The organism is Mesorhizobium sp. CO1-1-7 (genome assembly GCF_020164885.1).
Classification (GTDB): Bacteria; Pseudomonadota; Alphaproteobacteria; order Rhizobiales; family Rhizobiaceae; genus Mesorhizobium; species Mesorhizobium australicum.
The window spans coordinates 69,454-96,364 of sequence record NZ_JAIUHA010000004.1 but is presented as its reverse complement, the minus strand read 5'-3'; the positions used below and the strand labels follow the sequence as shown (position 1 = coordinate 96,364).

Here is a 26,911-nt window from a genome sequence, read left to right as displayed (position 1 = left end):
GTGACTGTCCCGCGAACCGGACCGCGTGAGAAACAAAGGACGAAAAGGGTAAAGACGATGGCGAAAGCAGCGACCCCCCAGAAGGCAACTCCGAAGGCGGCAGCCCCCAAGGCAGCAGCCCCAGTGAAAGCGGCCAGGGCTCCGGCAGCGGCGGCAAAGGCTGCTCCGGCCAAGGCAGCAGCGGCGCCGGCCAAGGCCGTGGCCGCCAAGACGCAGGCCGTGGCCACGAAAGCCACCGGCGTTGTCGGCAAGGTTCGCCAGGTCATCGGCGCCGTTGTCGACGTGCAGTTCGGCGATCACCTGCCGGCGATCCTGAACGCGCTCGAGACGACCAATGTCGGCAACCGCCTGGTGCTCGAAGTTGCCCAGCATTTGGGTGAAAACACCGTGCGCTGCATTGCCATGGACTCCACCGAAGGCCTGGTGCGCGGCCAGGAAGTGCGCGACACCGGCGCTCCGATCACCGTGCCGGTCGGCCCGGGCATGCTCGGCCGCATCATCAACGTCATCGGCGAGCCGGTCGACGAAGAAGGCCCGGTCGACGCAATCGAAATGCGCTCGATCCATCAGCCGGCTCCGACCTATGTCGAGCAGTCGACGGAAGCCCAGATCCTGATCACCGGCATCAAGGTGCTCGACCTCTTGGCGCCTTACGCCAAGGGCGGCAAGATCGGCCTGTTCGGCGGCGCCGGCGTCGGCAAGACCGTGCTGATCCAGGAACTGATCAACAACATCGCCAAGGCACATGGCGGCTATTCGGTGTTCGCCGGCGTCGGCGAGCGCACCCGCGAAGGCAACGATCTCTATCACGAGTTCATCGAATCCGGCGTCAACAAGAAGGGCGGCGGTGAAGGCTCCAAGGCAGCGCTGGTGTACGGCCAGATGAACGAGCCGCCGGGCGCGCGCGCCCGTGTCGGCCTGACCGGCCTGACGGTCGCCGAATATTTCCGCGACCAGGGCCAGGACGTGCTGTTCTTCGTCGACAACATCTTCCGCTTCACGCAGGCGGGTTCCGAAGTGTCGGCTCTGCTCGGCCGCATCCCGTCGGCCGTGGGCTACCAGCCGACGCTCGCCACCGACATGGGCGCGCTGCAGGAACGCATCACCACCACCACCAAGGGCTCGATCACCTCGGTGCAGGCGATCTACGTGCCGGCCGACGACTTGACCGATCCGGCGCCGGCGACCTCGTTCGCCCACCTTGACGCGACGACGACGCTGAACCGTTCGATCGCCGAGAAGGGCATCTATCCGGCCGTCGATCCGCTGGACTCGACCTCGCGCATGCTCGACCCGCTGGTCGTCGGCGACGAGCATTATGGCGTCGCCCGCCAGGTGCAGTCGATCCTCCAGCGCTACAAGTCGCTGCAGGACATCATCGCCATCCTGGGCATGGACGAGCTCTCGGAAGAGGACAAGCAGACCGTGGCCCGCGCCCGCAAGATCGAGCGCTTCCTGTCGCAGCCCTTCTTCGTCGCCGAAGTGTTCACCGGCGCGCCGGGCAAGCTGGTCGACCTCGCCGACACCATCAAGGGCTTCAAGGGCCTTTGCAACGGCGATTACGACCACCTGCCGGAAGCCGCCTTCTACATGGTCGGCGGCATCGAGGAAGCGGTCGAGAAGGCACAGCGCCTCGCGGCAGAAGCGGCGTAAATAAAGCGAATAGGGAGTAGTCAGTAGTCAGTAGTGAATAGCAGCTGGGCGAGTCGGATAGTTGTTCTCTCGCCCTACTTCCTACTCACTATTCCCTACTCACTAAATTGACATGGCTGAAGCTTTCAAGTTCGAACTGGTTTCCCCGGAACGCCTGCTGGTTTCCGCCGAGGTCGAATCCGTCGTTATTCCAGGCGCCGAAGGCGAGATGACCGTCATGGCTCATCACGCACCGGTCATGACCACGATCAAGCCGGGTGTCGTCACGGTGAAGAGCGCCTCGGGCAGCGAAGAACGCTATGTCGTGTTCGGCGGCTTCGCCGACATCGTCCCGGCCGGCTGCACGCTGCTGGCGGAATCGGCTGTCGCGGTGAAGGATGTCGACCGCGCCGATCTCGCCCGCCGCATCCAGGAAGCCAGGGAAGATGCTGCCGACGCCAAGGACGACCAGGCGCGCGGCAAGGCCGAACAATTCCTTAGCCAGCTCACCACGCTGGAAGGCGCGATCCTGCCGGCCTGAAACGCGTCGCGGGACAACGGATTGAAAGCGGGGCATTGCCCCGCTTTTTTGTTTGTCGGGACATTATGGCGTGAGAGTTGATGTGGCGGCGGTGCCGGAGTTGCGCGACATCGGCAGGACAGAGGGGGCGCTGCGCCGCCGACATCAAGGTTCTGTACCGCTCGCGCCTTACTGTCCTTCGGCTTCTATGCCGAGCGCGGCGAAGGCCAAAGTCGGGCCGTCTCGTCGCAGGTGGACGAGATGGACGGCCACGAGTTCGATCAGCGTCTGGCGCTCGGCGTGATCCCGGGCGAAGCCGGCCATGTCAAACACCGCTGTCGCGGTTTCATTCGCCGGCAGCTGCTGGTCCAAAAGCGCGGTCATCGGCGCATCGAGCGGATCGGTGAAATGGCCTTCCGGCAACGTCTTTCCGCGCGCCGCGCAGGCGGCGATCCAGGCAGCCACCACCAGCGTGAGATGGACCAGCTCGGTGCCGGCTTCGAGGCACTCGACAGCCGAGGCGATAATGCGCTGCGGCAGTTTCTGGCTGCCGTCATTGGCGATCTGCGCCGTGCGGTGGGCAAGTGCCGTGTTCGAAAAGCGCTCGGCAAGCTCGGCGGTATAGGCTGATGGGTCGAGGCCGGCATCGTCCGGCAATGTTGTTATGGCCTCTTGCCATAGCGCGTCGACGAACAGCCGGATCGCCGGATCGGCGAAGGCACTGTCGACCGTCGCGTGGCCGCAGAGCAGGCCGAGATAGGCGATGCCCGAATGCGCGCCGTTGAGCAGCCTCAGCTTCATGTCCTCGAAGGGAGCGACATCCCCAACCATGGTGACGCCGAATTTTTCCCAGGCCGGACGGCCCGTCGGGAAATCGTCCTCGATCACCCACTGGCGGAAGGGTTCCGTCATCACGGGCCAGGCGTCGTCGATACCAAGTTCGCCCGCTATCCGCGCCCTGTCGGCGTCGGTCGTGGCTGGCACAATGCGGTCGACCATGCTTGAGGGAAATGCGACGTGACTGGCGATGTGGTCGGCCATTCCGGCATTGCCCGCCGAACTGGCACTTGCATCGCGCAGCGTGGCGAATTCGATCAGCAGCCGGTGCAAGGTGGCGCCGTTGGCCGGCAGGTTATCGCAACAAAGCACGGTAAAGGGCGGGGTGCCAGCGCCCCGCCTCCGGGCGAGCGCTTCGGTCAGAAAACCATGCGCCGTCTTCGGTGTTCGCGGATTGGCCAGGTCGTGGACGATGTCGGCATGCGCTGCGTCCAATCCGCCGCCGGCCGCCCGCAAATAGGCTTTCTCGGTGATCGTCAGCGTCACGATGCGGGTACGCGGATCGGCCAGCACCGCCAGCACCGCTTCCGGGTCTTCCGGCGCCACCAGCAGCGAGCCGATCGAGCCGATGACATGCAGCTTCTCGCCGCCGCTGCCGCGCACAGCCAAGGTGTAGAGCCCGTCCTGCGGCGCCAGCGCGTCGCGCGTTTCCGCGCTGCGCAGCGACACGCCTGATATGCCCCAGTCCGTTTCTCCGGCCGCCAGGCATTCATCGATATAAGCGGCCTGGTGGGCGCGGTGAAAGGCGCCGACGCCCAGATGCACGATGCCCGGCGTGATTGCGCCACGATCATATCGAGGCGCGGCGACCTTGGCCGGCAATGCCTGCGCCATGCGGTTGGAAAGGCGGCGGTCTGTCATCGGTTCGGCACTCATCTCGTGGAACGATTTGCGGGGTAACACTGACGGCGTCCGCCGACAATGCTCAGCTTTGCCTAGGAGTCATCATACAACAATCCGATTTTTGTATGTTGACATTATTTCTGACCGATCCTACCCATGGAGCCGGAGGATGGCCGTGGCACTGACCAATGCGGATTTGCTGTTTTCAGCCGAGGCGCGTCAGCTGTCGATTGCCCGCGCCCTCTACGCCGGCATCAAGGACCTGCCCATCATCAGCCCGCACGGCCATACCGACCCGCGCTGGTATGCGCTGAACGAGCCGTTCCCCGATCCCGCGCAACTGCTCATCGTGCCGGACCACTATATTTTTCGCATGCTGTTCAGCCAGGGCGTGCGGCTGGAGGCTCTCGGCGTGCCGACCCTTGATGGTGCGCCCGTCGAGACCGACGGCAGAGCTATCTGGCGGCTGTTCGCCGAACACTATTATCTCTTCCGCGGCACGCCGACCCGGTTGTGGTTCGACCATGTCCTTGCGCATCTGTTCGGCATCGAAGAGCCGTTGAGCGCCGCGACCGCCGACCGCCATTACGATACGATCGCAACGCTGCTGCAGTGGGAGAACTTCCGCCCTCGCGCGCTGTTCGAGCGCTTCAACATCGAGGTCATCGCGACCACCGAAGGCGCGCTCGACGATCTCAAATGGCACCAGATGATCCGCGACAGCGGCTGGGAGGGCCGTGTCGTCACCGCCTATCGGCCGGACGCCGTCGTCGATCCCGAATTCGAAGGCTTTTCGGCCAATCTCGATCGGCTCGGCGAGATCACCGGCTGCGACACCGGGGCCTGGGCCGGTTATCTCGACGCACATCGCCAGCGGCGCGCCTTTTTCAAGAGCTTCGGCGCGACTTCGTCGGATCACGGTCATCCCACGGCGGAGACCGCCAATCTTTCCGATGCGGCGGCGCAGGAGCTGTTCAACCGGGTTCGCGCCGGCTCGCAGGATGAGCGCGAGCGAAAATTGTTTCGCGCGCAGATGCTGACCGAGATGGCCAAGATGAGCCGGGACGACGGGCTGGTCATGCAGATCCATCCCGGCTCCATGCGCAATCATTCGGCTTCTGCTTTCCAGAAATTCGGCAGGGACAAGGGTTTCGATATCCCGACCCGGACCGACTATGTCACGGCGTTGAAGCCATTACTGGACTGCGTCGGGCTTGAGCGCGACCTGACCGTCATCCTGTTCACGCTGGACGAAACCAGCTACGCGCGCGAACTGGCGCCGCTGGCCGGCGTCTATCCGGCGCTGAAGCTCGGGCCGGCCTGGTGGTTCCACGACAGCCCGGAAGGCATGCGCCGGTTCCGCGAGATGACCACCGAGACCGCCGGCTTCTACAACACGGTCGGCTTCAACGACGACACTCGCGCCTTTCCGTCGATACCGGCCCGCCACGACGTGGCGCGGCGGGTCGACTGTGCGTTCCTGGCGCGTCTCGTCGCCGAGCACAGGCTGCGTGAGGACGAGGCGCATGAACTCGCGAAGGAGCTTGCCTACACGCTTGCCAAGAATGCGTACCGGCTCTGAGCCGGGCGTTTCGATTTTCAAAGGGAGGAAGTCATGTTGCATTTTTCGAAATTGACGGCGGCGACATTCGCCATCGGTTCGCTGCTGATCGGCGCTGCCAACGCCGAAACCGTGCTGCGATCCTCGGATACCCATCCGGACGGCTACCCGACCGTCGAGGCGGTCAAGTACATGGGCGACCTGATCAAGCAGCGCACCGCAGGCCGCTATTCGATCGAGGTCTATCACTCGGCGCAGCTCGGCGAGGAAAAGGACACAATCGAGCAGACCCAGGCCGGCGTCATCGACCTCGACCGCGTCTCGATGGGACCGTTCAACGGCATCGTGCCGGAGACCGCCGTGCCGTCGCTGCCCTACATGTTCCGCTCCGTCAAGCACATGCGCCACGTCATGGACGGCGCTGTCGGCGACCAGATCCTGAAGGCGTTCGAGGCGCATGATCTCGTCGGCCTCGCCTTCTACGATTCCGGTGCTCGGTCCTTCTACAACACCAAGAAGGACATTACCTCGATGGCGGACATGAAAGGCATGAAGTTCCGCGTCATCCAGTCCGATGTGTTCGTCGACATGGTCAACGCGCTTGGCGCCAACGCCACGCCGATGGCCTATGGCGAAGTCTATTCGGCGCTGCAGACCGGCGTCATCGACGGCGCCGAAAACAACTGGCCGAGCTTCGAATCCGCCAAGCACTACGAAGTGGCCAAGCATTACACGATGGACGAACACCAGATCGTGCCGGAAGTGCTGGTCATGTCGAAGGCAAGCTGGGACAAGCTCTCGCCGGAAGACCAGGCGATCGTGCGCCAGGCAGCCAAGGACAGCGTCGTCAAGATGCGCGAACTGTGGGACGCGCAGGAGAAGAAGTCGCGCGGCATCGTCGAGGCCGCGGGCGTCAAGGTCAGCGAGATCGACAAACAGCCGCTGATCGACGCGATGAAGCCCGTCTACGACAAGTACTTGTCGACGCCCGAACTGAAGGACCTAGCCGCCCGCATACAGGCCGAGAAATGAACAGCAAGGGCAATGGATCGAGCAGCGCGGAGGCCCCCGCGCTGCCTTCGGACGTGTCGGCCATGCGAGGATTCTGGCTGGGTGCGGAGCGGGTCCTGTCAGGGCTTGCCAGGCTGGCGCTTTGGATCAGCGGCGCCGGCCTGACGCTGATGACGATCATCATCTTCTGGCAGGTCTTCTCGCGTTATGTGCTGAACCGTTCGCCGAGCTGGACGGAATCCTTCTCGGTTCTGCTGATGGGCTGGTTCATTTTTCTCGGCGCCGCCGTCGGCGTGCGCGAACGCACCCATCTCGGCTTCGACGTGCTGCTCTATGTCCTGCCTGTTTCGGCCAAGGCGGTACTGCGCAGCATTTCCGACCTTGTCGTGCTGGCCTTCGGCGCCGGCATGATCGTCTATGGCGTGCAATTGGCCAGGCTGACCTGGAACACGGTCATGCCGTCACTTGCCCTGCCGGGCGGCGTCAGCTTCCTGCCGGTCATCCTGGGTGGGGCGCTGGTCTGTCTGTTTTCGCTGGAACGGCTGGCCGGGCGCTTTGCCGGCCTGCCCGTCGACGCCGACATTCATGCAACCGGCGAGGAGCCCTGAACCATGGCCCTGATCGTCCTCTTCGGCACCTTCGTGTTCCTGCTGGTCATCGGCACGCCGATCGCCTTCTGCCTCGGCGTTGCCAGCTTTGCCACGATCCTCACGCTTGGCTTGCCGCCGGTCGTGGTGTTCCAGCGGCTGAATTCCGGGGTCAGCGTCTTTTCGCTGATGGCCATCCCGTTCTTCATCTTCGCCGGAGACCTGATGGTGCGCGGTGGTATCGCCGCGCGGCTGGTCGCGCTGGCAGGCTCCCTGGTCGGTCATTTGCGCGGCGGCCTGGGGCAGGTCAACATCGCCGCATCGACCATGTTCGGTGGCATCTCCGGCTCGGCGGTGGCGGATGCGTCGGCGGTCGGCGGCCTGATGATCCCGCAGATGAAGGCGCGCGGCTACGGCGTCGACTATGCCGTCAACATCACCTCGGTCGGGGCCATCATCGCGCTTCTCATTCCACCGTCCCACAACATGATCATCTATTCGATCTCCGCCGGCGGCCGTATCTCGATCGCCGACCTGTTCACGGCTGGCGTGCTGCCGGGTCTGCTGCTGGCGCTGTCGCTGATGACAACGGCCTATTGGGTCGCCAGCCGCCGGGGATATCCGACGGAGCCCTTCGCCGGCTTCGGCCGGGCCCTGCAACTGCTTGTCGCGGCCATTCCCGGGCTCATCCTGATCGCCATCATCTTCGGTGGCGTCAGGTCCGGTGTCTTCACCGCGACCGAGAGTTCCTGCATCGCCATCGTCTACGCCTTCCTGGTGACGCTGATCATCTACCGCTCAATGAGCTGGGGCGACTTCGTCGCGGCGACGACGGCGTCGGTGCGCACCACGGCCATGGTGCTGATGATCATCGGCTGCGCGGCGGCCTTCGGCTGGTTGCTCGCCTATCTTAGGGTACCGGCGGCACTGGTCGCCTTTCTGCAGTCGGTGTCCGACAACAAGCTGGTGATCCTGCTGCTGATCAACGTTGTCCTGCTCATTCTCGGCACTTTCATGGACATGTCGCCGCTGATCATCATCACGACGCCGATCTTCCTGCCTGTCGTCATGGCCTATGGGGTCGATCCCGTGCATTTCGGCGTGATCCTCATCCTCAATCTCGGCATCGGGCTTTGCACGCCACCGGTCGGCGCTGTTCTGTTCGTCAGCTGCGCCATCGGGCGAATTCCGATCTGGACCGCGATGCGCTCGATCTGGCCATTCTACGGCGCCGCCTTCGCCGTGCTGATGCTTGTCACCTACGTGCCGGAAATCTCATTGTGGCTACCGGGCCTGTTCCATTAGAGCGGTTCGGCGATCGTTAGAATCGTTGAACCGCTCTAACTCTTTGTGTTTACGCAATTCCAGGCGGAAAGCCGCTACGCACTTTTCGTGGAATTGCACTGGGAGGTCACCGAGGTGTCCGATACCGCAAACGACCTCAGGGTCGAGAGAAAACCCAAGCTGTCGGAAACCGTCGTGGGGGCGATCCGCAAGCAGTTGCAGGCGGGCGAGATCCCGCCCGGCCACAAGCTGCCGACCGAGGGCCAGCTGACCGAAACCTTCGGCGTCAGCCGAACCGTCATCCGCGAGGCGCTGGCCAAGCTTGCCGCCGACGGTCTGGTCGAGCCGCGGCAGGGCGCCGGGGTGTTCGTCACAGAGCATATTTCGACCATGTTCGGGGCGCTCGCCGCCGACATGGGAGCCAAGGATTCGGTCGCGCTCAACGTGCTCGAGGTGCGGCTGGCGATCGAGATCGAATCGGCTGGGCTCGCTGCCATCCGTCGCAACGCCGCGCAGGAGGCGGCGATCCAGGAAGCCTTCTTCGAGTTCGAGCGGCTGCTGCTCGACAGCCAGCCGACCGGTCCGGCCGACCTCGCCTTCCATCGCGCCATCGCCAGCGCCACCAATAACCCCTTCTATGTCGAGATGCTCGACGTGCTCGGCCGGCGCGCCATTCCGTGCGACGTGACCTCGCCCTGGTCGACCGAACTGGCGCAGTCCGACAGCTACCAGCGCGGGCTGCAGCGCGAGCATCTGGTGATCCTGAACGCGATCACGGCAGGCGATGCCGAAGCCGCGCGCGAGGCGATGCGCACCCATCTCGGCGCCAGCCAGCAGCGTTACCGCGAGCGGCTGCAGGCGCGGCAGGCCTACTACGCCAGCTCGGTCAAGGCGGCCGCGGGCGAATGATCCACCGAAAGCCAGGACAGAAATGAGCCAGAACCACACCGACTACACATCGCGCTTCGCCATCGACCCGGCGGCGGCGGCCGCCATGGGAACGGATGAGCTGCGCCATAATTTCCATATCGAGGATCTCTTCCAGCCCGGGCGCATCAGCCTGACCTACACGCACTACGACCGCATGATCGTCGGCGGCGCCGTGCCTGCGGCAACGGCATTGCCACTGGAAGCGATCAAGCCGACCGGCACCAAGGGGTTTCTCGACCGGCGCGAATTGATCGCCGTCAACATCGGCGGTGCCGGCACGATCGAAGCCGGCGGCCAGTCCTTCGACCTGCGGGCGCGCGACATGCTCTATCTCGGCATGGGCACCGACACGGTTTCCTTCGCTTCTGCCAATAGGAACGACCCCGCCAAGTTCTATCTGCTCAGCGCCCCGGCGCATCAGGCTCATCCCAGCCGGCTGATCCGCCTCGATGACGCCAAGCGCCTCGATCTCGGCAGCAAGGAGGCCTGCAACGAGCGCTCGATCTTCCAGTTCATCCATGCCGGGGGAACAAAAACCTGCCAGCTCGTCGTCGGCATGACCCAGCTGGCGCCGGGCTCGATTTGGAACACCATGCCGTGCCATGTGCATGACCGGCGCATGGAGGCCTATCTCTATTTCGACCTGCCCGAGGCGGCCCGCGTCTTCCACTTCATGGGCGAGCCGGACGAGACACGCCACATCGTCATGCGCAACGAGGAGGCGGTGCTGTCGCCGGGCTGGTCGATCCACTCTGGCGCCGGCACGTCCAACTATGCCTTCATCTGGGCGATGGCCGGCGACAATGTCGACTACACCGATGTCGATCCGGTGGCGATGGACATGCTGCGGTGAGCGACCTCTCCGCCTTCAGCCTGGCCGGCAAGCGCATCCTGGTGACCGGCGCCAACACCGGCATCGGCCAAGGCATTGCCATCTCGATCGCGCGCGCCGGTGGCGCCGTGATCGGCGTCGGCCGCTCATCGATGGACGATACCGCGAGCAAGGTAGGCGCTGTGGGCGGCCAATTCGAGGCGGTGAGCATCGATCTTGCCGACACGGCAGCAGTCGGACCGATGCTGGACCGCGTCTGGGATCAAAACGGTCCGATCGACGGGCTGGTCAACAATGCCGGCATCATCCGGCGCGCCGATGCCGTCGATCTCGGCGAAGCCGACTGGGACGACGTGATCGACGTCAATTTGAAGTCCGTCTTCCTGCTGTGTCAGTCCTTTGCGCGGCGCCTCCTTGCCGGTGGACGCCAGGGCAAGATCGTCAACATCGCCTCGGTGCTGAGTTTCCAGGGCGGCATCCGCGTCGCGTCCTACACGGCGTCCAAGCATGGCGTGCTCGGCATCACCAGGCTGCTCGCCTGCGAGTGGGGGGCGAAGGGCATCAACGTCAATGGCATAGCGCCGGGCTATATCGACACCAACAACACGCAGGCGCTGCGCGCCGATCCCGACCGCAGCGCGGCTATCCTCGGGCGCATTCCCGCCGGCCGCTGGGGCGAGCCCGGAGACATTGGCGATGCCGCCGTCTTCCTGCTGGCGCCGGCCTCGAACTATATGCATGGCGCGGTGGTGCCGGTGGATGGGGGATGGCTGGCGCGATGAGGAGAAGACGATGACCGAGCCGAAGATTTTCGCGCATGCCGGCCAGGGTGACTGGACGCCGACCCCGGACGGCAATCGCCGGCGGGTTCTCCTCACTACCGACGAACTGATGATGGTCGAATTCGGTTTCGACAAGGGTGGTGTCGGCGCCCTGCATTCGCATCCGCATGTGCAGGCGAGCTATGTAGCCGAAGGCCGTTTTGAGGTGACCATCGACGGCCGGACCGAAATCGTCGAGACCGGCGGCAGCTTCATCGTGCCCTCCGGCCTGGTGCACGGCGTCAAGGCGCTCGAGGCGGGGCGGCTGGTCGACAGTTTTACGCCGCACCGCGCCGATTTCCTCGCCTGACCGGGTCGCCGACGATTTCTCGGCCAACGAAAAAACCCGCGCCTCCAGGGAAGCGCGGGTTGTTGCCTGGGCGCCAATGGCGCCGCGGTACTCAAAACATCACCGCAGAGTGCGAAAGCTGCCGCATCATGGTGAAGATAGACTTAATGCGCGTCAGGTGATGCGCCTGAGCAGGCCGAAAAGCCGTTCGAACGTCTTGCCGTAGGGCGGCCGCAGAAGGCTCCCCGCGCTCAAGCGCGACTGCAGGAAGACCGGTTTCTCCTTGCTGAAGGTGCGGAAACCCCATTCGCCGTGATAGGCGCCCATGCCGCTGGCGCCGACGCCGCCGAAGGGCTGGTTCTCCTGCACCAGATGCAGCATACAGTCGTTGATGGTGACGCCGCCGGCGACCGTCTCGCGCAGGATGCGCTGGCGGTTGCCGCTGTCATTGCCGAACCAGTAGAGCGCCAGCGGCCGGTCGGCGCTGTTCACATAAGCGATCGCGTCGTCGAGCGTGGCGTATTCGACGATCGGCAGCACCGGGCCGAAAATCTCCTCGCGCATCAGCTTCAGGTCCGAGCCTGCGTTGCTGACCAGGGTCGGCGGAAGCTTCCGGCCCGCATTGCCGAGGTCCTCGCCGGCCGGGTTGATCTCGGTGACATCGGCACCCGTGTCGCGCGCTTCCGCGATCATGGCGCGCAGACGCTGGTAATGCCGATCGCTGATGATGGCGGTATAGTCGGGGTTGTCGCGCAGCGAGGGGTAGAGCCGCGCCATGGCGATCGCGAGCTTCGCGGCGATCGTACCTGCTTGTCCCTTCGGCACCAGCAAATAGTCCGGCGCGATGCAGGTCTGCCCGGCATTCAACAGCTTGCCATAGGCGACGCTGGCAACCGCAGTGTCAAGATCGCAGGAGGGGTCGAGGATCGCCGGCGACTTCCCGCCGAGTTCGAGCGTGACCGGGGTCAGGTTGGCGGCGGCGGCGATCGCAACCTGGCGTCCGACCGCCGTCGAACCGGTGAACAGCAGATGATCGAACGGCATCGAGACGAAGGCTTTCCCCGTATCGTCATCGCCGGCGATGACGCTGAGTTCATCCGGGGCGAAATGTTCGCCAGCCAGCCTGGTCAGCAGCCCGGAAAAAGCAGGCGTCAGTTCGGAAGGCTTGACCAGCACGCGGTTGCCGGCGGCAAGCGCGGCCGTAACCGGCGCGACGGCGAGCTGAAAAGGATAATTCCAGGGAGACACGATACCGACGACCCCGAGCGGCTGCGGCACGAGGCGGTTCCTGCCTGGCAGAAACGGCAAGGTGGTGGCAACGCGGCGCTCCCGCATCCAGCCGCCGACATGGGCGAGCGCATGGCGAATGCCGGCGCGCACGACGAACAGTTCGGCCAGGCGGGTCTCATGCGCCGAGCGGCCGCCGAAGTCGGCATCGATCGCAGCGCAGATTTCGGTCTCGTGCCGCTCGGTCAGCGCCAGCAGGCGCCTCAGCCGGTCCTTGCGGACGCCAAGGTCGGGAAAGGGTTGTGCCTTGAAGGCGGCGCGCTGCAGCCGGAACCGCTCGCCCAGCAAATCCTGTCTCACCTGCAGCATCGCGCCCTCCGTGGCGTATCGGCGAGGGCAAGCTTACATCGCAACGCGGCGGAATCCATCAGGGGTGCGTGTGCCGCTGGGGAAGGCGTCGCCGGCGGTGTTGCCGAGGGCATTGACAGGGCGGTTGTGATGGGATGAGCGGTGGGCTACTCCAAGACCTCACAAGGAGTCGCCCTTGACCATCTTGCCCGATCTCTCCCGTACGCGAAACATCGCTTGCCGCCGGGCGGCTGTCTGATGCCGGCGCAGGCGGCGGGCATCAGGGCCGGCGATCCCAAGCGGCGCGTCCTGAAGGAGGTGTTCGGCTTCGACGATTTCCGCCCCGGCCAGGCCGACGTCATGGACGCACTGCTTGGCGGGCGCCATGTGCTGGCCGTCATGCCGACGGGCGCGGGCAAATCGCTCTGCTACCAGGTTCCGGCACTGGTTCTGGGCGGGCTCACCCTCGTCGTCTCGCCGCTGGTGGCTCTGATGCAGGACCAGGTCGCGGCGCTGCGGCTTGCCGGCGTGGCGGCCGATACGATCAATTCCTCGCTCGACCGCGAGGCCAATGTCGCGGCCTGGCGCCGTGTGGCATCTGGCCAGACGCGGCTGCTCTATCTGGCGCCGGAGCGGCTGATGACCGAGCGCATGCTGGACGCCCTTTCCAGGCTCCACGTCAGCCTGATCGCCATCGACGAGGCGCATTGCATCTCGCAATGGGGTCCGGCGTTCCGGCCCGAATATGAGGATCTGTCCCGGTTGCGAGGCATCTTTGCCAATGTGCCGATCATCGCGGTGACGGCGACGGCCGATGAGAGCACGCGTACCGACATCGCCGCCCGCCTGTTCGCCGAGCAGGTCGAAACGCTGGTGCTCGGTTTCGACCGGCCCAACATCAAGCTGGCCATCGCGCCCAAGCAGGACAGCAAGCGCCAGCTGCTCGGCTTCATCGAGCGCCATGCGGGCAAGAGCGGCATCATCTATTGCTTGTCGCGCAAGAAAACGGAAGAGATCGCGGCCTTTCTGAAGCGCAACGGCGTCACCGCGCTCGCTTACCACGCCGGCATGAGCAAGGAGGCGCGTGAAGCCAATCAAAACGCCTTCATGACCTTGTCCGGCGTCGTCATGGTGGCAACCATCGCGTTCGGCATGGGCATCGACAAGCCTGATGTCGCCTTTGTCTTCCACACCGATATGCCGGGCAGCCTGGAAGCCTATTATCAGGAAATCGGCCGTGCCGGCCGCGACGGACGCGAGGCCGAAGCGCATATGCTTTACGGCCTTGGCGACATCCGCATGCGCCGGCTGTTCATCGACGACGAGGATGCCTCGTCAGAGCACAAGAGGCGGTCACACCGCCGGCTCGACACGCTGATCGGCTATTGCGAGACGGCGCAATGCCGCCGCCAGGTGCTGCTCGGCTATTTCGGCGAAGAGGCCCAGGCCTGCGGCAATTGCGACAACTGCCTCGACCAGGCGCCGCGCGCCGATGGCAGTGCCGAAGCGCGGAAGATCCTGGCGGCGGTCGCAGAGAGCGGCGAGCGCTTCGGCGTGGCCCATGTCATCGATATCCTGCTTGGCCACGAGACCGAGAAGGTGCTGGCGAGAGCTCATCAAACACTCAGCAGTTTCGGCACCGGCGCCGCGCACAGAAAGACAGTGTGGCTGTCGCTGGTCCGGCAACTGGTGGCCGGCGGGTTCCTGATGCCGGATCCCGAGGGCCATGGCGGTCTCGCCATCTCCGAAAGCGGCCGCGCGCTCGGCCGTGGCGAGATTGCATTCCAGTATCGCGTCGAGACGCGGGACCCTCTGGCGCGCGGCAGGAAGCGTTCCGGGGAAGGCGCCGCCGCCGGAGCCGAGGGCGTCGATGCTTCGCTGCTGGCGGCGCTCAAGTCGCTGCGGCTACGGCTCGCCAAGGAGCGACAGGTGCCGGCCTATGTGGTGTTTTCCGACCGCACGCTCATCGACATGGCCGACCGCCGCCCGCGCGACCTCGACGCCTTTGCCGAAGTGAATGGCGTGGGAGGGGCCAAGCTCAAGGAGTTCGGCGTGGTTTTCCTGGCCGCGATCGCCGCGCAACAGCCTGATTGAAAGCTTGATGGCGAGCGGTAGGGCTGATCAGGCTGGTCGAATGAGCAGTAAAAGCCAGGTCATCAAAGTTGGGAGCGCAGCCTGCTGGCCAGCCAGTCCGAAATTTTTTCCCGCAGGGGACGCGCTTCCCATTCAGCCAGGGTGATCTGCCGGGATCTCCCAAGGTCTTGGTTGAACAGGTCGATCTGCGTGTTCGCGAAATCCCTGCCGTAGACGTTCAGACTGGCTTCATCGTTCAGCCGCAAGGAGCGTTCGTCCAGATTGGTGGAACCAAAGCTCGTCCAGACGTCGTCAACGATCAGCAGCTTGGGATGATACATGGTGGGCTGAAACTCGTAGATGCGCACCCCAGCCCTAAGCAAGTCGCCCCAGAAATAGCGCGAGCCCTTCCGAACCAAAGGCACGTCGGTGAGCGCGTTCGGAACGATCACATCGACAGACACGCCTCGCTTCCTGGCGTCCAGGATCTGCTGGAGGGCGATGTCGTCGGGGACGAAATAGGCCATTCCGATTCGCAGGTGATCCCTCGCGGCGGCTATCGCGGCCAGCATCATCAATTCCATGTTCTCCGAGCCATTTGGCTGCGAAGAAAGTATCAGCTGGGCGCCGAGCGACCCTGCCGGTTCGGGCGGAGGGTAGAACTTCCGACCCTGCAATGTCTCACCGGTCGTCTCCAACCAATTTTCGGCAAAGGCTGCCTGGAAAGCAGGTACGGCGGTCCCTTCGATCCGATAGTGCGTTTCGCGCCATTCATCCGGATTGCGGGCGTCTCCCTGCCATTTGTCGGCGATGCCGACGCCGCCCGTAAAGGCCACTCGTCCGTCGACAATGAGCAGTTTGCGATGGGTCCGGTTGTTCACACGGTCCAACGTATACCAATGGATCGGCCGGTAGCGGTGGAACCTCACGCCGGCTCCTGTCATGATGTGGATCAGGTTTTCGTCGAAAGGCAGGCTGCCGACCCAGTCGACAAGCACGCGGACCTCCACACCTTGCCGCGCCCTGGCCGCCAAGGCTTGTGCGAATTCATATCCAACGGCCCCAGACCAATAGATATAGGTCTCAAAATCGATGGTGGACCGGGCCGCGCCGATCGCCTGGAGCATCGAAGGAAAAATCTCGTCGCCGTTCACAAGGGTCTGCACCGCGTTCGCGTTTGACATCTGTCCCAGCGAGTAGCTGCTCATCGACCTCGCGAACTGCGGATCCGATGCGTCGAAGCGATGCGGGACAATCGTCCGCAAAACCCGCGGTTCAGGGGTCAGGTTTATGGCCGCCAACGTGGCCAGACCGGCGACAACCGCAACGGCCACATAGCTTAATCCCTTGAGCAGCGGGCTGAATTTTCGATCCAACCGCGTTGGCTTCGCGCCCCTCAGGAACGCCACGAGACCGGCAGCGCGCATGTCAGTCGCCCTGCTGCTTGCGATCGCGATGTTTCTCGATGTCCTCGGGCTCTTCATCGTCGATGCGGGTGATGGTCGAAGCCGAACTGTTTGATCTCAGCATTTCGTCCAACTTGGCATGAATGGCCTGGGTATCGCGATGTTCAGCCCGCTGAATGAAGAGCGTCATGGCCCAGGTGAGGAGCGTAGCCGCGCCATGCCAGTTCAAGCTTTGCCGGTCGAAAACGATCCAGAAGATCGCATAGGCCAGCAGGACCAGGAATGCTGCCGGACGAGAGGTCCACGTGCCGATCGAGGTGAGCGCGCCGGTAATGGGGTGATTTGCCATCAGCAGGAACTTTCCACGGTAACGCAGGTTCCCGCGAGCGCGTCGGCGAAGGCTGCCGTGCGGCACAGTTGTCTGCAGAAAGCGCCGTCAGGCCCTGACCATCCGTCTGGGTTGGGCGTTGTCTCGAACGGCTGCTGCGTCAGAGGCTGCAATGGGAGCCTTGCGATCGCGGGCCTGTCTCGGAGCGCCGCAGCGTCGGGACGTCGTCAAGCAGGCAGCCCGGCGAGTACTGCGCCAATACCCTTTCCAGACGCGCCAGAAGGACTTTCCTCGACTTTATCTCGTACCCCAACCGCAATGTGCCTCCCATGCTTTTGCGGTTGGTGGTCAACTCCTGCTGGAGGATGCCGATGCGGATGCGTACCTCATCGGCCTGTGCTCGAAGTGCTGCCTTGATTGGCCCTCGACCTTGCATGCTGAACTCGATCTCCCCTGGAAACGGATATCGAACTTGAGGGACATGCTTTGGTTCCTCGGCATCGCTTCTTATTTTCCGACCCGCGACAGCCGGTCGCGTCCCGCCGCACGCATGTCAGCGCCTCTCCAATTGGAGCCGAGCCAGCGAATTGGCGTGAGCCGATGCCGCCGGCATTTTCAATTTGGGGAAATGGCGGAGAGGGAGGGATTCGAACCCCCGATGGGCTTGCACCCATGCCGCATTTCGAGTGCGGTGCATTCGACCACTCTGCCACCTCTCCGCGGTCATGGTCGGCCGTTGCCGGCGCGGCGCACTAGATAACGGCTGAACGGGCAGGTTACAAGGCCAAATCCACCGGAAATTCAGCTTCCTGTCCGGGCCTCGTTCGGAGTGCCACGCTCCGTCCTGGGCAGGAGTCTCGCCCGCATGGCAGGGAACCCGGCGCGTTTGCCTTGACTCCCACGCAACCTTCGGTTAGGGACAGCGCGCAATCGGCGTGGAGGGTTCTTCCACGCCGCTTGTTTTTTGAACCCGCAGACTGACAAAAAGACGGCCGAACCGCCAGAGGCGGTTCATCAAGGCCGACCGAACAGCGAAAGGCAAAAAATGTTCGCAGTCATTAAAACGGGCGGTAAGCAGTATCGCGTTGCCGCCAACGATCTCCTGAAGATCGAAAAAGTCGAAGCCAATGTCGGCGACATCGTCGAGATCGGCCACGTGCTCGCTCATGGCGAGGGCGAGAATGTCACGTTCGGCGCGCCGTTCGTCGATGGCGCCCTGGTGACCGCCGAAGTCGTCGAGCAGGGCAAGAACCGCACGGTCATCGCTTTCAAGAAGCGTCGCCGCCAGAATTCGCGCCGCAAGATCGGCCATCGCCAGCTTTTGACCACCGTGCGGATCTCCGAGATCCTGCTGGGTGGCGCCAAGCCCGCCAAGAAGGCGGCCGTCAAGGCGGAAGCCAAGGCTGAGGTCGCTCCCGAGGCCGCGCCGAAGGAAGCCAAGGCCAAGAAGGACGCCGCCCCCAAGGAAGACGCGAAGGCCGAGGCCGTCGCCGCGCCGCTGTTCAAGGCGCCGAAGGGCGAGCCGGACGACCTGACCGTGATCAAGGGCATCGGCCCGGTCGCCGCCAAGGATCTCGCCGAGCAGGGCATCATCACCTTCGCGCAGCTCGCCAAGCTGACCGAGAAGGACGTTGCCAAGATCGACGAGAACATGCCGTTCAGCGCCGACCAGATCAAGGACTGGCGCGAGCAGGCCAAGGAACTGGCTAAGAAGTAAGGCGAACCGGCGCGAAACGTCGCCGGATCGGACTTGAAACGGAACGCGAACGCGTTCATAAGACCATTCAAGCGCCCATGGGCGCATCGGAGTTAGTTAGATGGCACACAAGAAAGCTGGCGGCTCGTCGCGCAACGGTCGCGACTCGCATTCCAAGCGTCTGGGCGTGAAGAAGTTCGGCGGCGAAGCCGTCATCCCGGGCAACATCATCATTCGTCAACGCGGCACCACCTGGCATCCCGGCGTCAATGTCGGCATGGGCACGGACCACACCCTTTTCGCGCTCGAAACCGGCGCCGTGACGTTCAACAAAAAAGCCAACGGCCGAACCTACGTATCGGTCAACCCGATTACCAAAGCCGCGGAGTAGCCGGTTCCGCACTAGAACACCGGCGCCCATCTCGGGACCGGTGTCTGGCAAAACCAGGAAAAGGATCAGGGGAGATGGGTTTCCATCTCCCCTTTTTCTTGTGCCTGGAGGAATTTGAAATGGTTGCCGAAGCGGAAGACAGTGAAGACGAAAGTTATGCGATAGACTGCCCGGTGCTGGTCACCGAGCGGCTGGTGATGCGCGCTCCCGATGAGCGGGATATCGCGCAACTGGTCGAGCTTGCCGACAACCGTCACGTTGCCGAGATGCTGGCGCGCATGCCGCACCCCTATGGGGAGGCCGAGGGACGTGCTTTCCTCGCCATGACCAAGGCGCGGCGCGCCGGCATCGCCTATGCCTTGACGCTGGCCGGCACCGACACTTTCGTCGGCTGCGCCGGGCTGAACACCACCGATCGCGGCCTTGAGCTCGGCTACTGGATCGGCGAGCCCTACTGGAAGAAGGGCTACGCCACGGAAGCCGCGCACGCGCTGGTCGACCTCGCCTTCCAGAAGACGTCGATCCAGGTGCTGCAGGCCTCGACCAGGGTCATCAATCCGGCTTCACGCCGCGTCATCCACAAATGCGGCTTCCAATATGCCGGCCAGGGCATGCTGAATTCGATCGTCGCCGGCCAGGTGCCGGTCGAGCGTTATCGGCTCGACAGGAAAACCTGGACGAGCCTGCGCAATTGGATCCACTTCTAGGTGCGTCGATATTCAGGTGAGGCCGGCCTGACCTGAATATCGGCACACCTTGGCGCGTGGGGCGAAACAGGACAAATCAGCTGGGGACCGGACTTGGGCTTAGCCCAGTTCGACCCAGACCGGCCGGTGGTCGGAACCGACCGACTGTCTGTCGACCCAAAGGCGCTTCAGCGACCGGGCAAGCGAGGCGCTGGTGAAGATATAGTCGATGCGCTTGTGGCGGTCGGTGTTGCTGGGGTCGTTGGGATCGACCCAGGAGACGAGATCGTCGCCGGCGACATCGAGGCGCAGGGCGGCATCGACGGCGAAGTCGGCGGTCAGCGGCATGCCGAATTCATGGTCCGGCCGGCCGGCAAGTTCGACATATTCGGGCGAGCCGGCCAGCATGTTGAAATCGCCCATGCCGACAAAGGCTTCCGGATGCGGCAGTTCCGGCAGGCCGATCTCGGCGACGCCGGACAGCGCACCGCCTTCGAGCGCATAATTCAACAGGCGCTGGCGCAGGAACTGGATCTGGCTGGCGCGTTCGACCGGGCTGCGGTGATCGAGATGGATGGAATAGAAGCGGATGAAACCAAGCGGCGTCTCGATCAGGGCTTCCAGCGCGCCGCGCTGGAAGTTCATCATCTCGAAGCTGCGGCTGCGCGGCAGAAGCAGGTTGCGCGACAGATGAATGGGTGTTTTCGACAAGACCATGTTGCCGAGCTGGAAGGTCGTGGTGATGGCGCGGCCGTCCTCGATGCGCGAGCCGATATTGGCCTCGAAATTGCTGCCATAGACGGCGAAATAATCGGGCAGCGCCTCGCCGATCTCGGCCACCATGTCGCGGCTGCCGTTCCGGGGATTGTTGCGGGTGACCTCCTGCAGCGCGATTACGTCGGCGCCGCGCACCGCGTCGGCGATGCGCCCGAGATCGTAGCGTCCATCGAGACCGATGCCGTACTGGATGTTGTAGGTTACAAGCTTCATTCCGACGTCTCTCCGGCCAACCCCGCGCGGCCATCGTCACAAAACGGCCTCGCCCTTCGCCGCGCCTTGGTTTAGAGCAAGGCCCAAGGTTTAGAGCAATGCCGCAAAGCCAATAAAAGAAACTGCAGTCCCATGAAATTTCTCGATCAAGCCAAGGTCTATGTCCGCTCGGGTGACGGGGGCGCCGGTTCGGTGTCGTTCCGGCGCGAGAAGTTCATCGAGTTCGGTGGCCCGGATGGCGGCGATGGCGGCCGCGGCGGCGATGTCTGGCTGGAAGCGGTCGACGGGCTGAACACACTGATCGACTATCGCTACCAGCAGCATTTCAAGGCCAAGACCGGAGTCCACGGCATGGGCCGCAACATGACCGGCGCCAAGGGCGCCGATGTGACGCTGAAAGTGCCGGCCGGAACGCAGGTCTTCGAAGAGGACAATGAGACGCTGATCTGCGACCTCACCGTCGTCGGCCAGCGCTTTCTCCTGGCCAAGGGCGGCAATGGCGGCTTCGGCAACCAGCATTTCAAGACCTCGACCAACCAGGCGCCGCGACGCGCCAATCCCGGCCTTCCCGGCGAAGAACTCAATATCTGGCTCAGGCTGAAGCTGATCGCCGACGCCGGGCTGGTCGGGCTGCCGAATGCCGGCAAGTCGACATTCCTTGCCGCCGTCACCGCGGCCAAGCCGAAGATCGCCGACTATCCGTTCACGACGCTGCATCCGGGCCTCGGCGTCGCCCGCATCGATGCGCGCGAATTCGTCATCGCCGACATTCCAGGTCTGATCGAAGGCGCGCATGAAGGCGTCGGCATCGGCGACCGCTTCCTCGGCCATGTCGAGCGCACGCGCGTGCTGCTGCACCTGGTCTCCGCGCAGGAAGAGAACCCGGGCAAGGCCTACAAGACCGTGCGGGCCGAGCTCGAGGCCTATGGCCACGGCTTGACCGACAAGGCCGAGATCCTGGCGCTGAGCCAGGTCGACACGCTCGACGCAGACGCGCGCAAGAAGAAGGTTGCCTCGCTGAAGCGTGCCGCCGGCCGCGCGCCGATGCTGCTGTCGGCGGTCACCGGCGAGGGCGTCGAGGCGGTGCAGCGGGCGTTGATGGCTGTCATCGCGGAGGCGCGTGCGCGGATCGCCGCGCCGGTCGAGTCGCGCTGGGAAAAGTAAGGCATGCAGCCGCTCAGGAAATACCGGCGCATCACCGTCAAGATCGGCTCGGCATTGCTCGTCGACCGCGCGAGCGGCCTGAAGCGCGACTGGCTGGCCTCGCTCGCCGACGACATCGCGGTGCTTGCCCAGGGAGGCGCCGAAATCCTCGTCGTGTCGTCGGGCGCCATCGCGCTCGGCCGCACCATCCTTGGCCTTGGCAAGCGCGCCCTGAAGCTCGAGGAGAGCCAGGCCGCCGCCGCCGTAGGGCAGATCGCGCTCGCCGGCGCATGGTCGGACGCGCTCGGCAAGGGTGCCTTGAAATCGGGCCAGATCCTTTTGACGCTCGGCGACACCGAGGAGCGCCGGCGTTATCTCAACGCGCGGGCCACCATATCGACGCTGCTCAAGATGAAGGCGGTGCCGGTCATCAACGAGAACGACACGGTGGCGACCTCCGAAATCCGCTATGGCGACAATGACCGGCTGGCGGCCCGCGTCGCCACCATGATGGGCGCGGACCTTCTGGTGCTGCTCTCCGACATTGACGGGCTCTACACCGCGCCGCCAGCGTCGGACCCCGGTGCAAAGTTCATTCCGGTGGTCGACCGCATCACACCAGACATCGAAGCGATGGCGGGAGCCGCCGCGTCCGAGCTGTCGCGCGGCGGCATGCGTACCAAACTCGACGCGGGCAAGATCGCCAATGCTGCGGGCACGGCGATGATCATCACCTCCGGCACAAGGCTGTCGCCGCTGATGGCGATCGAGCGCGGCGAGCGCGCGACGTTCTTCAAGCCCAGCGCCAATCCGGTGAAAGGCTACAAGACCTGGATCGCCGGCCAGCTCGAACCGGCCGGGCGGCTGACCGTCGATGCCGGCGCCATCGGCGCGCTCATTTCGGGCAAGTCGCTGCTGCCGGCCGGCGTCAAGCTGGTCAGCGGCAATTTCTCCCGCGGCGACACGGTGGCGATCCTGTCGCCCGAAGGCCGCGAGATCGCGCGCGGGCTGGTTGCCTACGATGCCGCCGATGCCGTAAGGATCGCAGGCCTGAAGACGGCCGAGATCGAGACGGTGCTCGGTTACGAGGCGCGTTCGGCGATGATCCACCGCGACGATCTCGTCGTAAGTCACGCCGGAAGCGACACAAGCGGAGGATGAGCCATGCTGAAGCTGCATGAAAAATCCGGGGACGACACCGTGGCGCTGATGGCCGATATCGGGCGCCGCGCCCGCGCTGCCGCCCGACCGCTGGCCATCGCCACCGCCGCCGCCAAGAACGCCGCTCTTGTCGCTATGGCCGACGCGATCATTTCCCGCGCGCGGGACATTCTCGACGCCAACGCCATCGATGTCTCGAATGGCCACGAATCCGGGCTTTCCGGCTCTTTCATGGATCGGCTGAAGCTCGATCCGGCACGCATCCGCGCCATGGCGGACGGTATTCGCGAAATCGCTGCCCTGCCCGATCCAGTCGGTGATGTCATCGCCGCGTGGGAGCGGCCGAACGGTCTGCGCATAGAGCGCGTACGTACGCCGCTCGGTGTTGTCGGCGTCATCTATGAAAGCCGGCCGAACGTGACGGCGGATGCCGGCGCTCTCTGCCTCAAGGCGGGCAATCCGGTCATCTTGCGCGGCGGCTCGGATTCACTCAATTCCTCCTCGGCGATCCATGCCTGCCTGGTCGAGGGACTGAAGGCGGCCGGTCTGCCCGGGGATGCCATCCAGCTGGTGCCGACCACCGACCGCGCTGCGGTCGGCGAGATGCTCAAGGGGCTTGGCGGCAATCTCGACGTCATCATTCCGCGCGGCGGCAAAAGCCTGGTCGGGCGGGTGCAGAGCGAGGCGCGGGTGCCGGTCTTCGCCCATCTCGAAGGCATCTGTCATCTCTATATCGACCGCTCCGCCGAGCTCGACATGGCGGTGCGGATCGCCGTCAACGCCAAGATGCGGCGCACCGGCGTCTGCGGTGCCGCCGAAACGCTGCTGGTCGACCGTGCGGTCGCCGCCACCCATCTGGTGCCGGTCCTCGATGCGCTGCGCGCCGCCGGCTGCGAGATCCATGCCGATCAAGAAGTGATGAAAATGTTCTTCGACGCCAAGCCGGCGACCGACGCCGACTGGGTGACCGAATATCTCGACGCGATCATCGCGGTGAAGCTGGTCGACGGGATCGCTGGTGCGATCGATCACATCGAAACCTTCTCCTCGCATCATACCGAGGCGATCGTCGCCGAGGACGCGAAGGCGGTCGAACGGTTCTTCAACGAGATCGATTCGGCGATCCTGCTGCACAACGCCTCGACGCAGTTCGCCGATGGCGGCGAGTTCGGCATGGGTGCCGAGATCGGCATCGCCACCGGCAAGATGCACGCGCGCGGGCCGGTCGGCGTCGAGCAGTTGACCTCGTTCAAATATCGCGTGCGCGGGTCGGGACAGGTGAGGCCTTGAAGCTTTTCGTCGCCAGAGCCTGAAGCGATGCTGGCCTCTTCCGAACCGGCGATACCCTCCAGCTATCTGAAGATGCCGCATGCCGAGAAGGGGCTGGCCGTCGGACTGTTTGGCGGTTCGTTCAACCCGCCGCATGCCGGCCACGCATTGGTCGCCGAAATCGCTTTGCGGCGTCTGGCGCTGGACCAGCTTTGGTGGATGGTGACCCCAGGCAATCCACTGAAGAGCACGCGCGAACTGGCGCCGCTGGGCGAGCGCATCGTGCTTTCCGAGAAGATCGCCAAGAACCCGAAGATCAAGGTCACCGCCTTCGAGGCGGCACACAATGTGCGCTACACCGCCGACGCGCTGGCGCTGGTCAAGGCGCGCAATCCCGGCGTCGACTTCGTCTGGATCATGGGCGCCGATTCCCTGAGGGACTTCCATCGCTGGCAGCGCTGGCGCGAGATCGTCATGACCTTTCCGATCGCGGTCATCGACCGCCCGGGCGCGACGCTGTCCTTTCTGTCGTCGGTTGTCGCCAAGACCTTCGATTACGCCCGCATCGACGAAGGCGACGCGCCAAGGCTTGCGCGGATGAAGGCGCCGGCCTGGACCTTCATCCACGGTCCGCGTTCCTTGCTGTCGTCGAGCGCGATCCGGAAGATGGCGAAGGGTTGAGCGTCGTCCGTCCGGCCATGTCGTTTTTACAGCGGCGTCCGCCTGACCCATGGGCGATGCTGACCAGCCATGGCGATTCACAAGAAAACCCATCCCACGATCGATCCCGACCAGGGCAGCACGCCTGCGCCGCTGATCGCGATTGCCAGTGTCATCGTGTCGATGGCGCTGATTGCCATCGGCAACGGGCTGATGTTCGCCTATATCCCCGTCCGGCTCGGCGTCGAAGGGTTCGATCCGGTCTGGGCAGGGCTGATCGTCACCGGCCTGTCGGCCGGCGGCCTCGCCGGCTGTATCCTGACCGGTCCGCTGGTGCGCCGGGTCGGCCACGCCCGCGCCTTCATGGTGCTGTCGGCGCTGATCGCGCTGTCCAATGCCGCCATCGGCGCCGGACCGCACCCGCTGCTGTGGATCGTGGCGCGCGCGCTTTACGGCTTTGCCATATGCGGCCTGTTCATCGTCGCGCAAAGCTGGCTCAACGACGCGCTGCCGAACGCCGTACGGGGCCGGGTGATGGCCGTGTTCTACGTCGCCTACATTGCCGGTCTTGGGGTCGGCTATGCGACGCTTGCCGTGATCGACATCCACACGGCGGCCGCGTCACTGATCGGCATCGCCTTTACCGCTCTGTCGATCCTGCCCGTCGGCATGACACGCCTTGCCCAGCCGCCGGCGCCGCAGGCGGCTTCGGTGGCGCTGCGCCAAGCCTGGCGGATTTCGCCGGTCGGCGTCGCCGGCATGCTGGCGGTCGGCGGCCTGTCGATGATCATTTCCGGCTTCGCGCCCATCCACGCCACGGCCAAGGGCTACAGCCAAGCCGATGTCGCGCTGCTGCTGTCGGCAATGCCGGTCGGCACGCTGATCCTGCAGATACCGCTCGGCTGGCTCTCCGACCGTACTGATCGGCGCTACGTGCTTGCCGGCGCCGCGGCGCTGGCGGTCGTTGCCAGCGTGCTCGCCATCGCCTTCGACGGCGGTGCGCTGATGGTGCTGGTGGTGATCTATCTGATCTGGGACGGGGCGGCGGAATCGATCTACGCGCTCTCCAGCGCGCATGCCGCCGACCGCGCCAGGAAGGATGAACTGCTGGCGCTGTCGAGCTCGATGCTGTTTGCCTGGTCGCTCGCCGGCTTCATCGTGCCGGGCATCGTCACGGCGCTTTCCGCCGTCTTCGGCACGGCAACCTTCATCTATGTCGGCATCGTCATCGCCTCGGTATTCTGCCTTTTCGTGCTGTGGCGGGTGATCGCGGCGGGCCGCGTCCCGGCGGCCGCCACGGGCAGTTTCGCGCCGATGTCGGCGCAAGCACCCTTGCCGGTCGAACTCGCCTTCGCGCCGGACGAAGTGGTCCGCCACAGGGGCGACTGATTACTGCTTGCGGGCCTCGGGTGGCGATGCTTCCGGAGGCGGCTGCGGGATCGAGATGCCTTCGCTGTCGAAGACCTGCTTGGCGCGTTTCGTCATGTCGATCTGGGTGGCGAAATGGTCCGCCGCCGCGGTCCAGTAGCGCAAGGTGAGCGAAACGGTCGTATCGCCGAGCCCGGCCACGAAGGCGATCGGCGCCGGTTCGCGGCGGATGCGCTTCTCGGCACCGGCAATGGCAAGCAATGTCTTCTGGGCGCCGTCTATGTCGTTCCAGGAGCCGATGCTGAGCGTGATGTCGGTGCGGCGCACGCCGTTGCGGGTGAAATTGCGCACCGGCTGATTCCAAAGCGTCGAATTCGGTGCCAATATGTAGATGCCGTCGGCGGTCCTGAGCTTGGTGGCGAAAAGGCCGATTTCCTCGACCGAACCGGCAATGGAACCGACCTCAACGGATTCGCCAATGCGGAATGGCCGCAACGCGAGCAGCATGATGCCTGCAGCGATGTTCTGCAGCGTGCCTTGCAGGGCGAGACCGATGGCGAGGCCGATGGCGCCGATCGCGGCGATGATCGATGCAGTCTGCACGCCGAACTGGCCGAGCACCATGATGACGACGAGGATCAGAATGGCGTAGCGCCCGATCTTTGAAAAGAAATGCCGCAGCGTCGCGTCGAAACCATGGATATGGCCGAGGCCAGCCGAGATCGTGCGCTCGGCAAGGTTGGCAACGATGTAGCCGACCACCAGGAGGATGACGGCGCCGATGGCGGAAAAGGAATAGGAGACGATCAGCGTACTCAGCTGCGCGAGGCCGGTCTGGACGGTGAGAAGGGTGTTTTGCGGGTCGATCGGCATGGCGGGATTCCGGTTGGTCGGTCAGCCGGTAACCGCTGTGGAAAGCCTGGGTTCCGATGTTTTTGCGTCACCCGTGGAACAACATTCCACTCGGCGAGTTCGCGTCCATCGGGGCTCCGTCTTGAAACTGCAACGGAACTCTGCC

25 protein-coding genes and 1 tRNA gene are annotated in these 26,911 nt (G+C 64.3%); 19 read left to right on the top strand and 7 right to left on the bottom strand.

Annotated features, from left to right (window positions below; translation table 11 throughout):
* Positions 1-57: 57 nt before the first annotated feature.
* Positions 58-1,653, top strand: coding sequence for a F0F1 ATP synthase subunit beta (atpD, locus tag LB516_RS09735; protein WP_181171137.1), 1,596 nt, complete (start codon positions 58-60; stop codon positions 1,651-1,653).
* 112 nt (positions 1,654-1,765) lie between these two features.
* Positions 1,766-2,173, top strand: a complete 408-nt coding sequence (locus tag LB516_RS09730; protein ID WP_140719892.1) for a F0F1 ATP synthase subunit epsilon — start codon at positions 1,766-1,768, stop codon at positions 2,171-2,173.
* Positions 2,174-2,341: 168 nt separating this feature from the next.
* Here LB516_RS09730 and LB516_RS09725 read toward each other — a convergent pair whose 3' ends face one another.
* Positions 2,342-3,850: a mannitol dehydrogenase family protein gene (locus tag LB516_RS09725; protein ID WP_181174485.1), complete on the bottom strand. Its 1,509-nt coding sequence runs from the start codon at positions 3,848-3,850 to the stop codon at positions 2,342-2,344.
* 151 nt (positions 3,851-4,001) lie between these two features.
* Between LB516_RS09725 and uxaC the strand changes: the two genes are divergently transcribed.
* The 8 genes from uxaC to LB516_RS09685 all read left to right on the top strand — a co-directional run bounded on the left by uxaC (position 4,002) and on the right by LB516_RS09685 (position 11,168).
* A complete protein-coding gene (gene uxaC, locus LB516_RS09720) occupies positions 4,002-5,414 on the top strand; it encodes a glucuronate isomerase (protein ID WP_224719416.1) in 1,413 nt (470 codons plus the stop codon).
* 33 nt (positions 5,415-5,447) lie between these two features.
* Positions 5,448-6,425 carry a TRAP transporter substrate-binding protein gene (locus tag LB516_RS09715; RefSeq protein WP_224719415.1) on the top strand — a complete coding sequence of 326 codons (978 nt, stop codon included), beginning with the start codon at positions 5,448-5,450 and terminating at the stop codon, positions 6,423-6,425.
* A gap of 62 nt (positions 6,426-6,487) precedes the next feature.
* The gene (locus tag LB516_RS09710; protein ID WP_041163297.1) at positions 6,488-7,012 is read left to right on the top strand and encodes a TRAP transporter small permease; all 525 of its coding nucleotides are present in this window, start codon (positions 6,488-6,490) and stop codon (positions 7,010-7,012) included.
* Positions 7,013-7,015: 3 nt separating this feature from the next.
* A complete protein-coding gene (locus LB516_RS09705) occupies positions 7,016-8,296 on the top strand; it encodes a TRAP transporter large permease (protein ID WP_140822662.1) in 1,281 nt (426 codons plus the stop codon).
* A 114-nt stretch (positions 8,297-8,410) separates the two neighbouring features.
* Entirely contained in the window at positions 8,411-9,184 is a 774-nt protein-coding gene (locus tag LB516_RS09700) for a FadR/GntR family transcriptional regulator (RefSeq protein WP_015315180.1), read from the top strand.
* A 22-nt stretch (positions 9,185-9,206) separates the two neighbouring features.
* Positions 9,207-10,058 carry a 5-dehydro-4-deoxy-D-glucuronate isomerase gene (gene kduI, locus LB516_RS09695; RefSeq protein ID WP_224719414.1) on the top strand — a complete coding sequence of 284 codons (852 nt, stop codon included), beginning with the start codon at positions 9,207-9,209 and terminating at the stop codon, positions 10,056-10,058.
* Positions 10,055-10,819, top strand: coding sequence for a 2-dehydro-3-deoxy-D-gluconate 5-dehydrogenase KduD (kduD, locus tag LB516_RS09690; RefSeq protein ID WP_224719413.1), 765 nt, complete (start codon positions 10,055-10,057; stop codon positions 10,817-10,819). The genes kduI and kduD overlap by 4 nt, the downstream gene beginning before the upstream one ends.
* Before the next feature lie 10 nt (positions 10,820-10,829).
* Positions 10,830-11,168: a cupin domain-containing protein gene (locus tag LB516_RS09685; RefSeq protein WP_224719412.1), complete on the top strand. Its 339-nt coding sequence runs from the start codon at positions 10,830-10,832 to the stop codon at positions 11,166-11,168.
* Between the two features lie 153 nt (positions 11,169-11,321).
* On the opposite strand, the gene LB516_RS09680 is transcribed toward LB516_RS09685, so the two are convergent.
* Entirely contained in the window at positions 11,322-12,743 is a 1,422-nt protein-coding gene (locus LB516_RS09680) for a coniferyl aldehyde dehydrogenase (protein WP_224719411.1), read from the bottom strand.
* 237 nt (positions 12,744-12,980) lie between these two features.
* On the opposite strand from LB516_RS09680, the gene recQ reads away from it, so the two are divergent.
* On the top strand, positions 12,981-14,816 hold the full coding sequence (gene recQ / locus LB516_RS09675; RefSeq protein ID WP_224719410.1) for a DNA helicase RecQ: 1,836 nt from the start codon (positions 12,981-12,983) through the stop codon (positions 14,814-14,816).
* A 62-nt stretch (positions 14,817-14,878) separates the two neighbouring features.
* On the opposite strand, the gene LB516_RS09670 is transcribed toward recQ, so the two are convergent.
* The 3 genes from LB516_RS09670 to LB516_RS09660 all read right to left on the bottom strand — a co-directional run bounded on the left by LB516_RS09670 (position 14,879) and on the right by LB516_RS09660 (position 17,248).
* Positions 14,879-16,222, bottom strand: coding sequence for a phospholipase D-like domain-containing protein (locus LB516_RS09670; RefSeq protein WP_224719409.1), 1,344 nt, complete (start codon positions 16,220-16,222; stop codon positions 14,879-14,881).
* 1 nt (position 16,223) lies between these two features.
* Positions 16,224-16,550, bottom strand: a complete 327-nt coding sequence (locus tag LB516_RS09665; protein WP_015315187.1) for a low affinity iron permease family protein — start codon at positions 16,548-16,550, stop codon at positions 16,224-16,226.
* A 608-nt stretch (positions 16,551-17,158) separates the two neighbouring features.
* A tRNA-Ser gene (locus LB516_RS09660) sits at positions 17,159-17,248 on the bottom strand.
* A 326-nt stretch (positions 17,249-17,574) separates the two neighbouring features.
* On the opposite strand from LB516_RS09660, the gene LB516_RS09655 reads away from it, so the two are divergent.
* From LB516_RS09655 to LB516_RS09645, 3 genes are all read left to right on the top strand, one after another.
* Positions 17,575-18,246 carry a 50S ribosomal protein L21 gene (locus LB516_RS09655; RefSeq protein ID WP_140662565.1) on the top strand — a complete coding sequence of 224 codons (672 nt, stop codon included), beginning with the start codon at positions 17,575-17,577 and terminating at the stop codon, positions 18,244-18,246.
* A 100-nt stretch (positions 18,247-18,346) separates the two neighbouring features.
* Positions 18,347-18,616 (top strand): 50S ribosomal protein L27, encoded by a 270-nt coding sequence (gene rpmA / locus LB516_RS09650; protein ID WP_015315190.1) that lies wholly within the window; start codon positions 18,347-18,349, stop codon positions 18,614-18,616.
* A gap of 119 nt (positions 18,617-18,735) precedes the next feature.
* Positions 18,736-19,323, top strand: a complete 588-nt coding sequence (locus LB516_RS09645) for a GNAT family N-acetyltransferase (protein ID WP_140712513.1) — start codon at positions 18,736-18,738, stop codon at positions 19,321-19,323.
* Between the two features lie 99 nt (positions 19,324-19,422).
* Here LB516_RS09645 and LB516_RS09640 read toward each other — a convergent pair whose 3' ends face one another.
* The gene (locus LB516_RS09640; RefSeq protein WP_224719408.1) at positions 19,423-20,292 is read right to left on the bottom strand and encodes an endonuclease/exonuclease/phosphatase family protein; all 870 of its coding nucleotides are present in this window, start codon (positions 20,290-20,292) and stop codon (positions 19,423-19,425) included.
* Between the two features lie 132 nt (positions 20,293-20,424).
* Here LB516_RS09640 and obgE point away from each other — a divergent pair, with 132 nt between their 5' ends.
* From obgE to LB516_RS09615, 5 genes are all read left to right on the top strand, one after another.
* On the top strand, positions 20,425-21,456 hold the full coding sequence (obgE, locus tag LB516_RS09635; RefSeq protein WP_140822653.1) for a GTPase ObgE: 1,032 nt from the start codon (positions 20,425-20,427) through the stop codon (positions 21,454-21,456).
* A gap of 3 nt (positions 21,457-21,459) precedes the next feature.
* Entirely contained in the window at positions 21,460-22,596 is a 1,137-nt protein-coding gene (gene proB, locus LB516_RS09630) for a glutamate 5-kinase (protein WP_015315193.1), read from the top strand.
* Between the two features lie 3 nt (positions 22,597-22,599).
* Positions 22,600-23,886, top strand: a complete 1,287-nt coding sequence (locus LB516_RS09625; protein ID WP_140662570.1) for a glutamate-5-semialdehyde dehydrogenase — start codon at positions 22,600-22,602, stop codon at positions 23,884-23,886.
* Between the two features lie 72 nt (positions 23,887-23,958).
* Positions 23,959-24,546 carry a nicotinate-nucleotide adenylyltransferase gene (locus tag LB516_RS09620; RefSeq protein ID WP_411969385.1) on the top strand — a complete coding sequence of 196 codons (588 nt, stop codon included), beginning with the start codon at positions 23,959-23,961 and terminating at the stop codon, positions 24,544-24,546.
* Positions 24,547-24,615: 69 nt separating this feature from the next.
* On the top strand, positions 24,616-25,914 hold the full coding sequence (locus LB516_RS09615) for an MFS transporter (protein ID WP_015315196.1): 1,299 nt from the start codon (positions 24,616-24,618) through the stop codon (positions 25,912-25,914).
* Here LB516_RS09615 and LB516_RS09610 read toward each other — a convergent pair whose 3' ends face one another.
* Positions 25,915-26,766 (bottom strand): mechanosensitive ion channel family protein, encoded by an 852-nt coding sequence (locus tag LB516_RS09610; RefSeq protein WP_140616597.1) that lies wholly within the window; start codon positions 26,764-26,766, stop codon positions 25,915-25,917.
* Positions 26,767-26,911 lie beyond the last annotated feature (145 nt).

What these genes read in the sequence shown, in the direction of transcription:
- atpD (WP_181171137.1), top strand. Translation starts at nt 58, where the DNA reads ATGGCGAAAGCAGCGACCCCCCAGAAGGCAACTCCGAAGGCGGCAGCC.
- LB516_RS09730 (WP_140719892.1), top strand. Translation starts at nt 1,766, where the DNA reads ATGGCTGAAGCTTTCAAGTTCGAACTGGTTTCCCCGGAACGCCTGCTG.
- LB516_RS09725 (WP_181174485.1), bottom strand. Translation starts at nt 3,850, where the DNA reads ATGACAGACCGCCGCCTTTCCAACCGCATGGCGCAGGCATTGCCGGCC.
- uxaC (WP_224719416.1), top strand. Translation starts at nt 4,002, where the DNA reads ATGGCCGTGGCACTGACCAATGCGGATTTGCTGTTTTCAGCCGAGGCG.
- LB516_RS09715 (WP_224719415.1), top strand. Translation starts at nt 5,448, where the DNA reads ATGTTGCATTTTTCGAAATTGACGGCGGCGACATTCGCCATCGGTTCG.
- LB516_RS09710 (WP_041163297.1), top strand. Translation starts at nt 6,488, where the DNA reads ATGCGAGGATTCTGGCTGGGTGCGGAGCGGGTCCTGTCAGGGCTTGCC.
- LB516_RS09705 (WP_140822662.1), top strand. Translation starts at nt 7,016, where the DNA reads ATGGCCCTGATCGTCCTCTTCGGCACCTTCGTGTTCCTGCTGGTCATC.
- kduI (WP_224719414.1), top strand. Translation starts at nt 9,207, where the DNA reads ATGAGCCAGAACCACACCGACTACACATCGCGCTTCGCCATCGACCCG.
- LB516_RS09685 (WP_224719412.1), top strand. Translation starts at nt 10,830, where the DNA reads ATGACCGAGCCGAAGATTTTCGCGCATGCCGGCCAGGGTGACTGGACG.
- LB516_RS09680 (WP_224719411.1), bottom strand. Translation starts at nt 12,743, where the DNA reads ATGCTGCAGGTGAGACAGGATTTGCTGGGCGAGCGGTTCCGGCTGCAG.
- recQ (WP_224719410.1), top strand. Translation starts at nt 12,981, where the DNA reads ATGCCGGCGCAGGCGGCGGGCATCAGGGCCGGCGATCCCAAGCGGCGC.
- LB516_RS09670 (WP_224719409.1), bottom strand. Translation starts at nt 16,222, where the DNA reads ATGCGCGCTGCCGGTCTCGTGGCGTTCCTGAGGGGCGCGAAGCCAACG.
- LB516_RS09665 (WP_015315187.1), bottom strand. Translation starts at nt 16,550, where the DNA reads ATGGCAAATCACCCCATTACCGGCGCGCTCACCTCGATCGGCACGTGG.
- LB516_RS09655 (WP_140662565.1), top strand. Translation starts at nt 17,575, where the DNA reads ATGTTCGCAGTCATTAAAACGGGCGGTAAGCAGTATCGCGTTGCCGCC.
- rpmA (WP_015315190.1), top strand. Translation starts at nt 18,347, where the DNA reads ATGGCACACAAGAAAGCTGGCGGCTCGTCGCGCAACGGTCGCGACTCG.
- LB516_RS09645 (WP_140712513.1), top strand. Translation starts at nt 18,736, where the DNA reads ATGGTTGCCGAAGCGGAAGACAGTGAAGACGAAAGTTATGCGATAGAC.
- LB516_RS09640 (WP_224719408.1), bottom strand. Translation starts at nt 20,292, where the DNA reads ATGAAGCTTGTAACCTACAACATCCAGTACGGCATCGGTCTCGATGGA.
- obgE (WP_140822653.1), top strand. Translation starts at nt 20,425, where the DNA reads ATGAAATTTCTCGATCAAGCCAAGGTCTATGTCCGCTCGGGTGACGGG.
- proB (WP_015315193.1), top strand. Translation starts at nt 21,460, where the DNA reads ATGCAGCCGCTCAGGAAATACCGGCGCATCACCGTCAAGATCGGCTCG.
- LB516_RS09625 (WP_140662570.1), top strand. Translation starts at nt 22,600, where the DNA reads ATGCTGAAGCTGCATGAAAAATCCGGGGACGACACCGTGGCGCTGATG.
- LB516_RS09620 (WP_411969385.1), top strand. Translation starts at nt 23,959, where the DNA reads ATGCCGCATGCCGAGAAGGGGCTGGCCGTCGGACTGTTTGGCGGTTCG.
- LB516_RS09615 (WP_015315196.1), top strand. Translation starts at nt 24,616, where the DNA reads ATGGCGATTCACAAGAAAACCCATCCCACGATCGATCCCGACCAGGGC.
- LB516_RS09610 (WP_140616597.1), bottom strand. Translation starts at nt 26,766, where the DNA reads ATGCCGATCGACCCGCAAAACACCCTTCTCACCGTCCAGACCGGCCTC.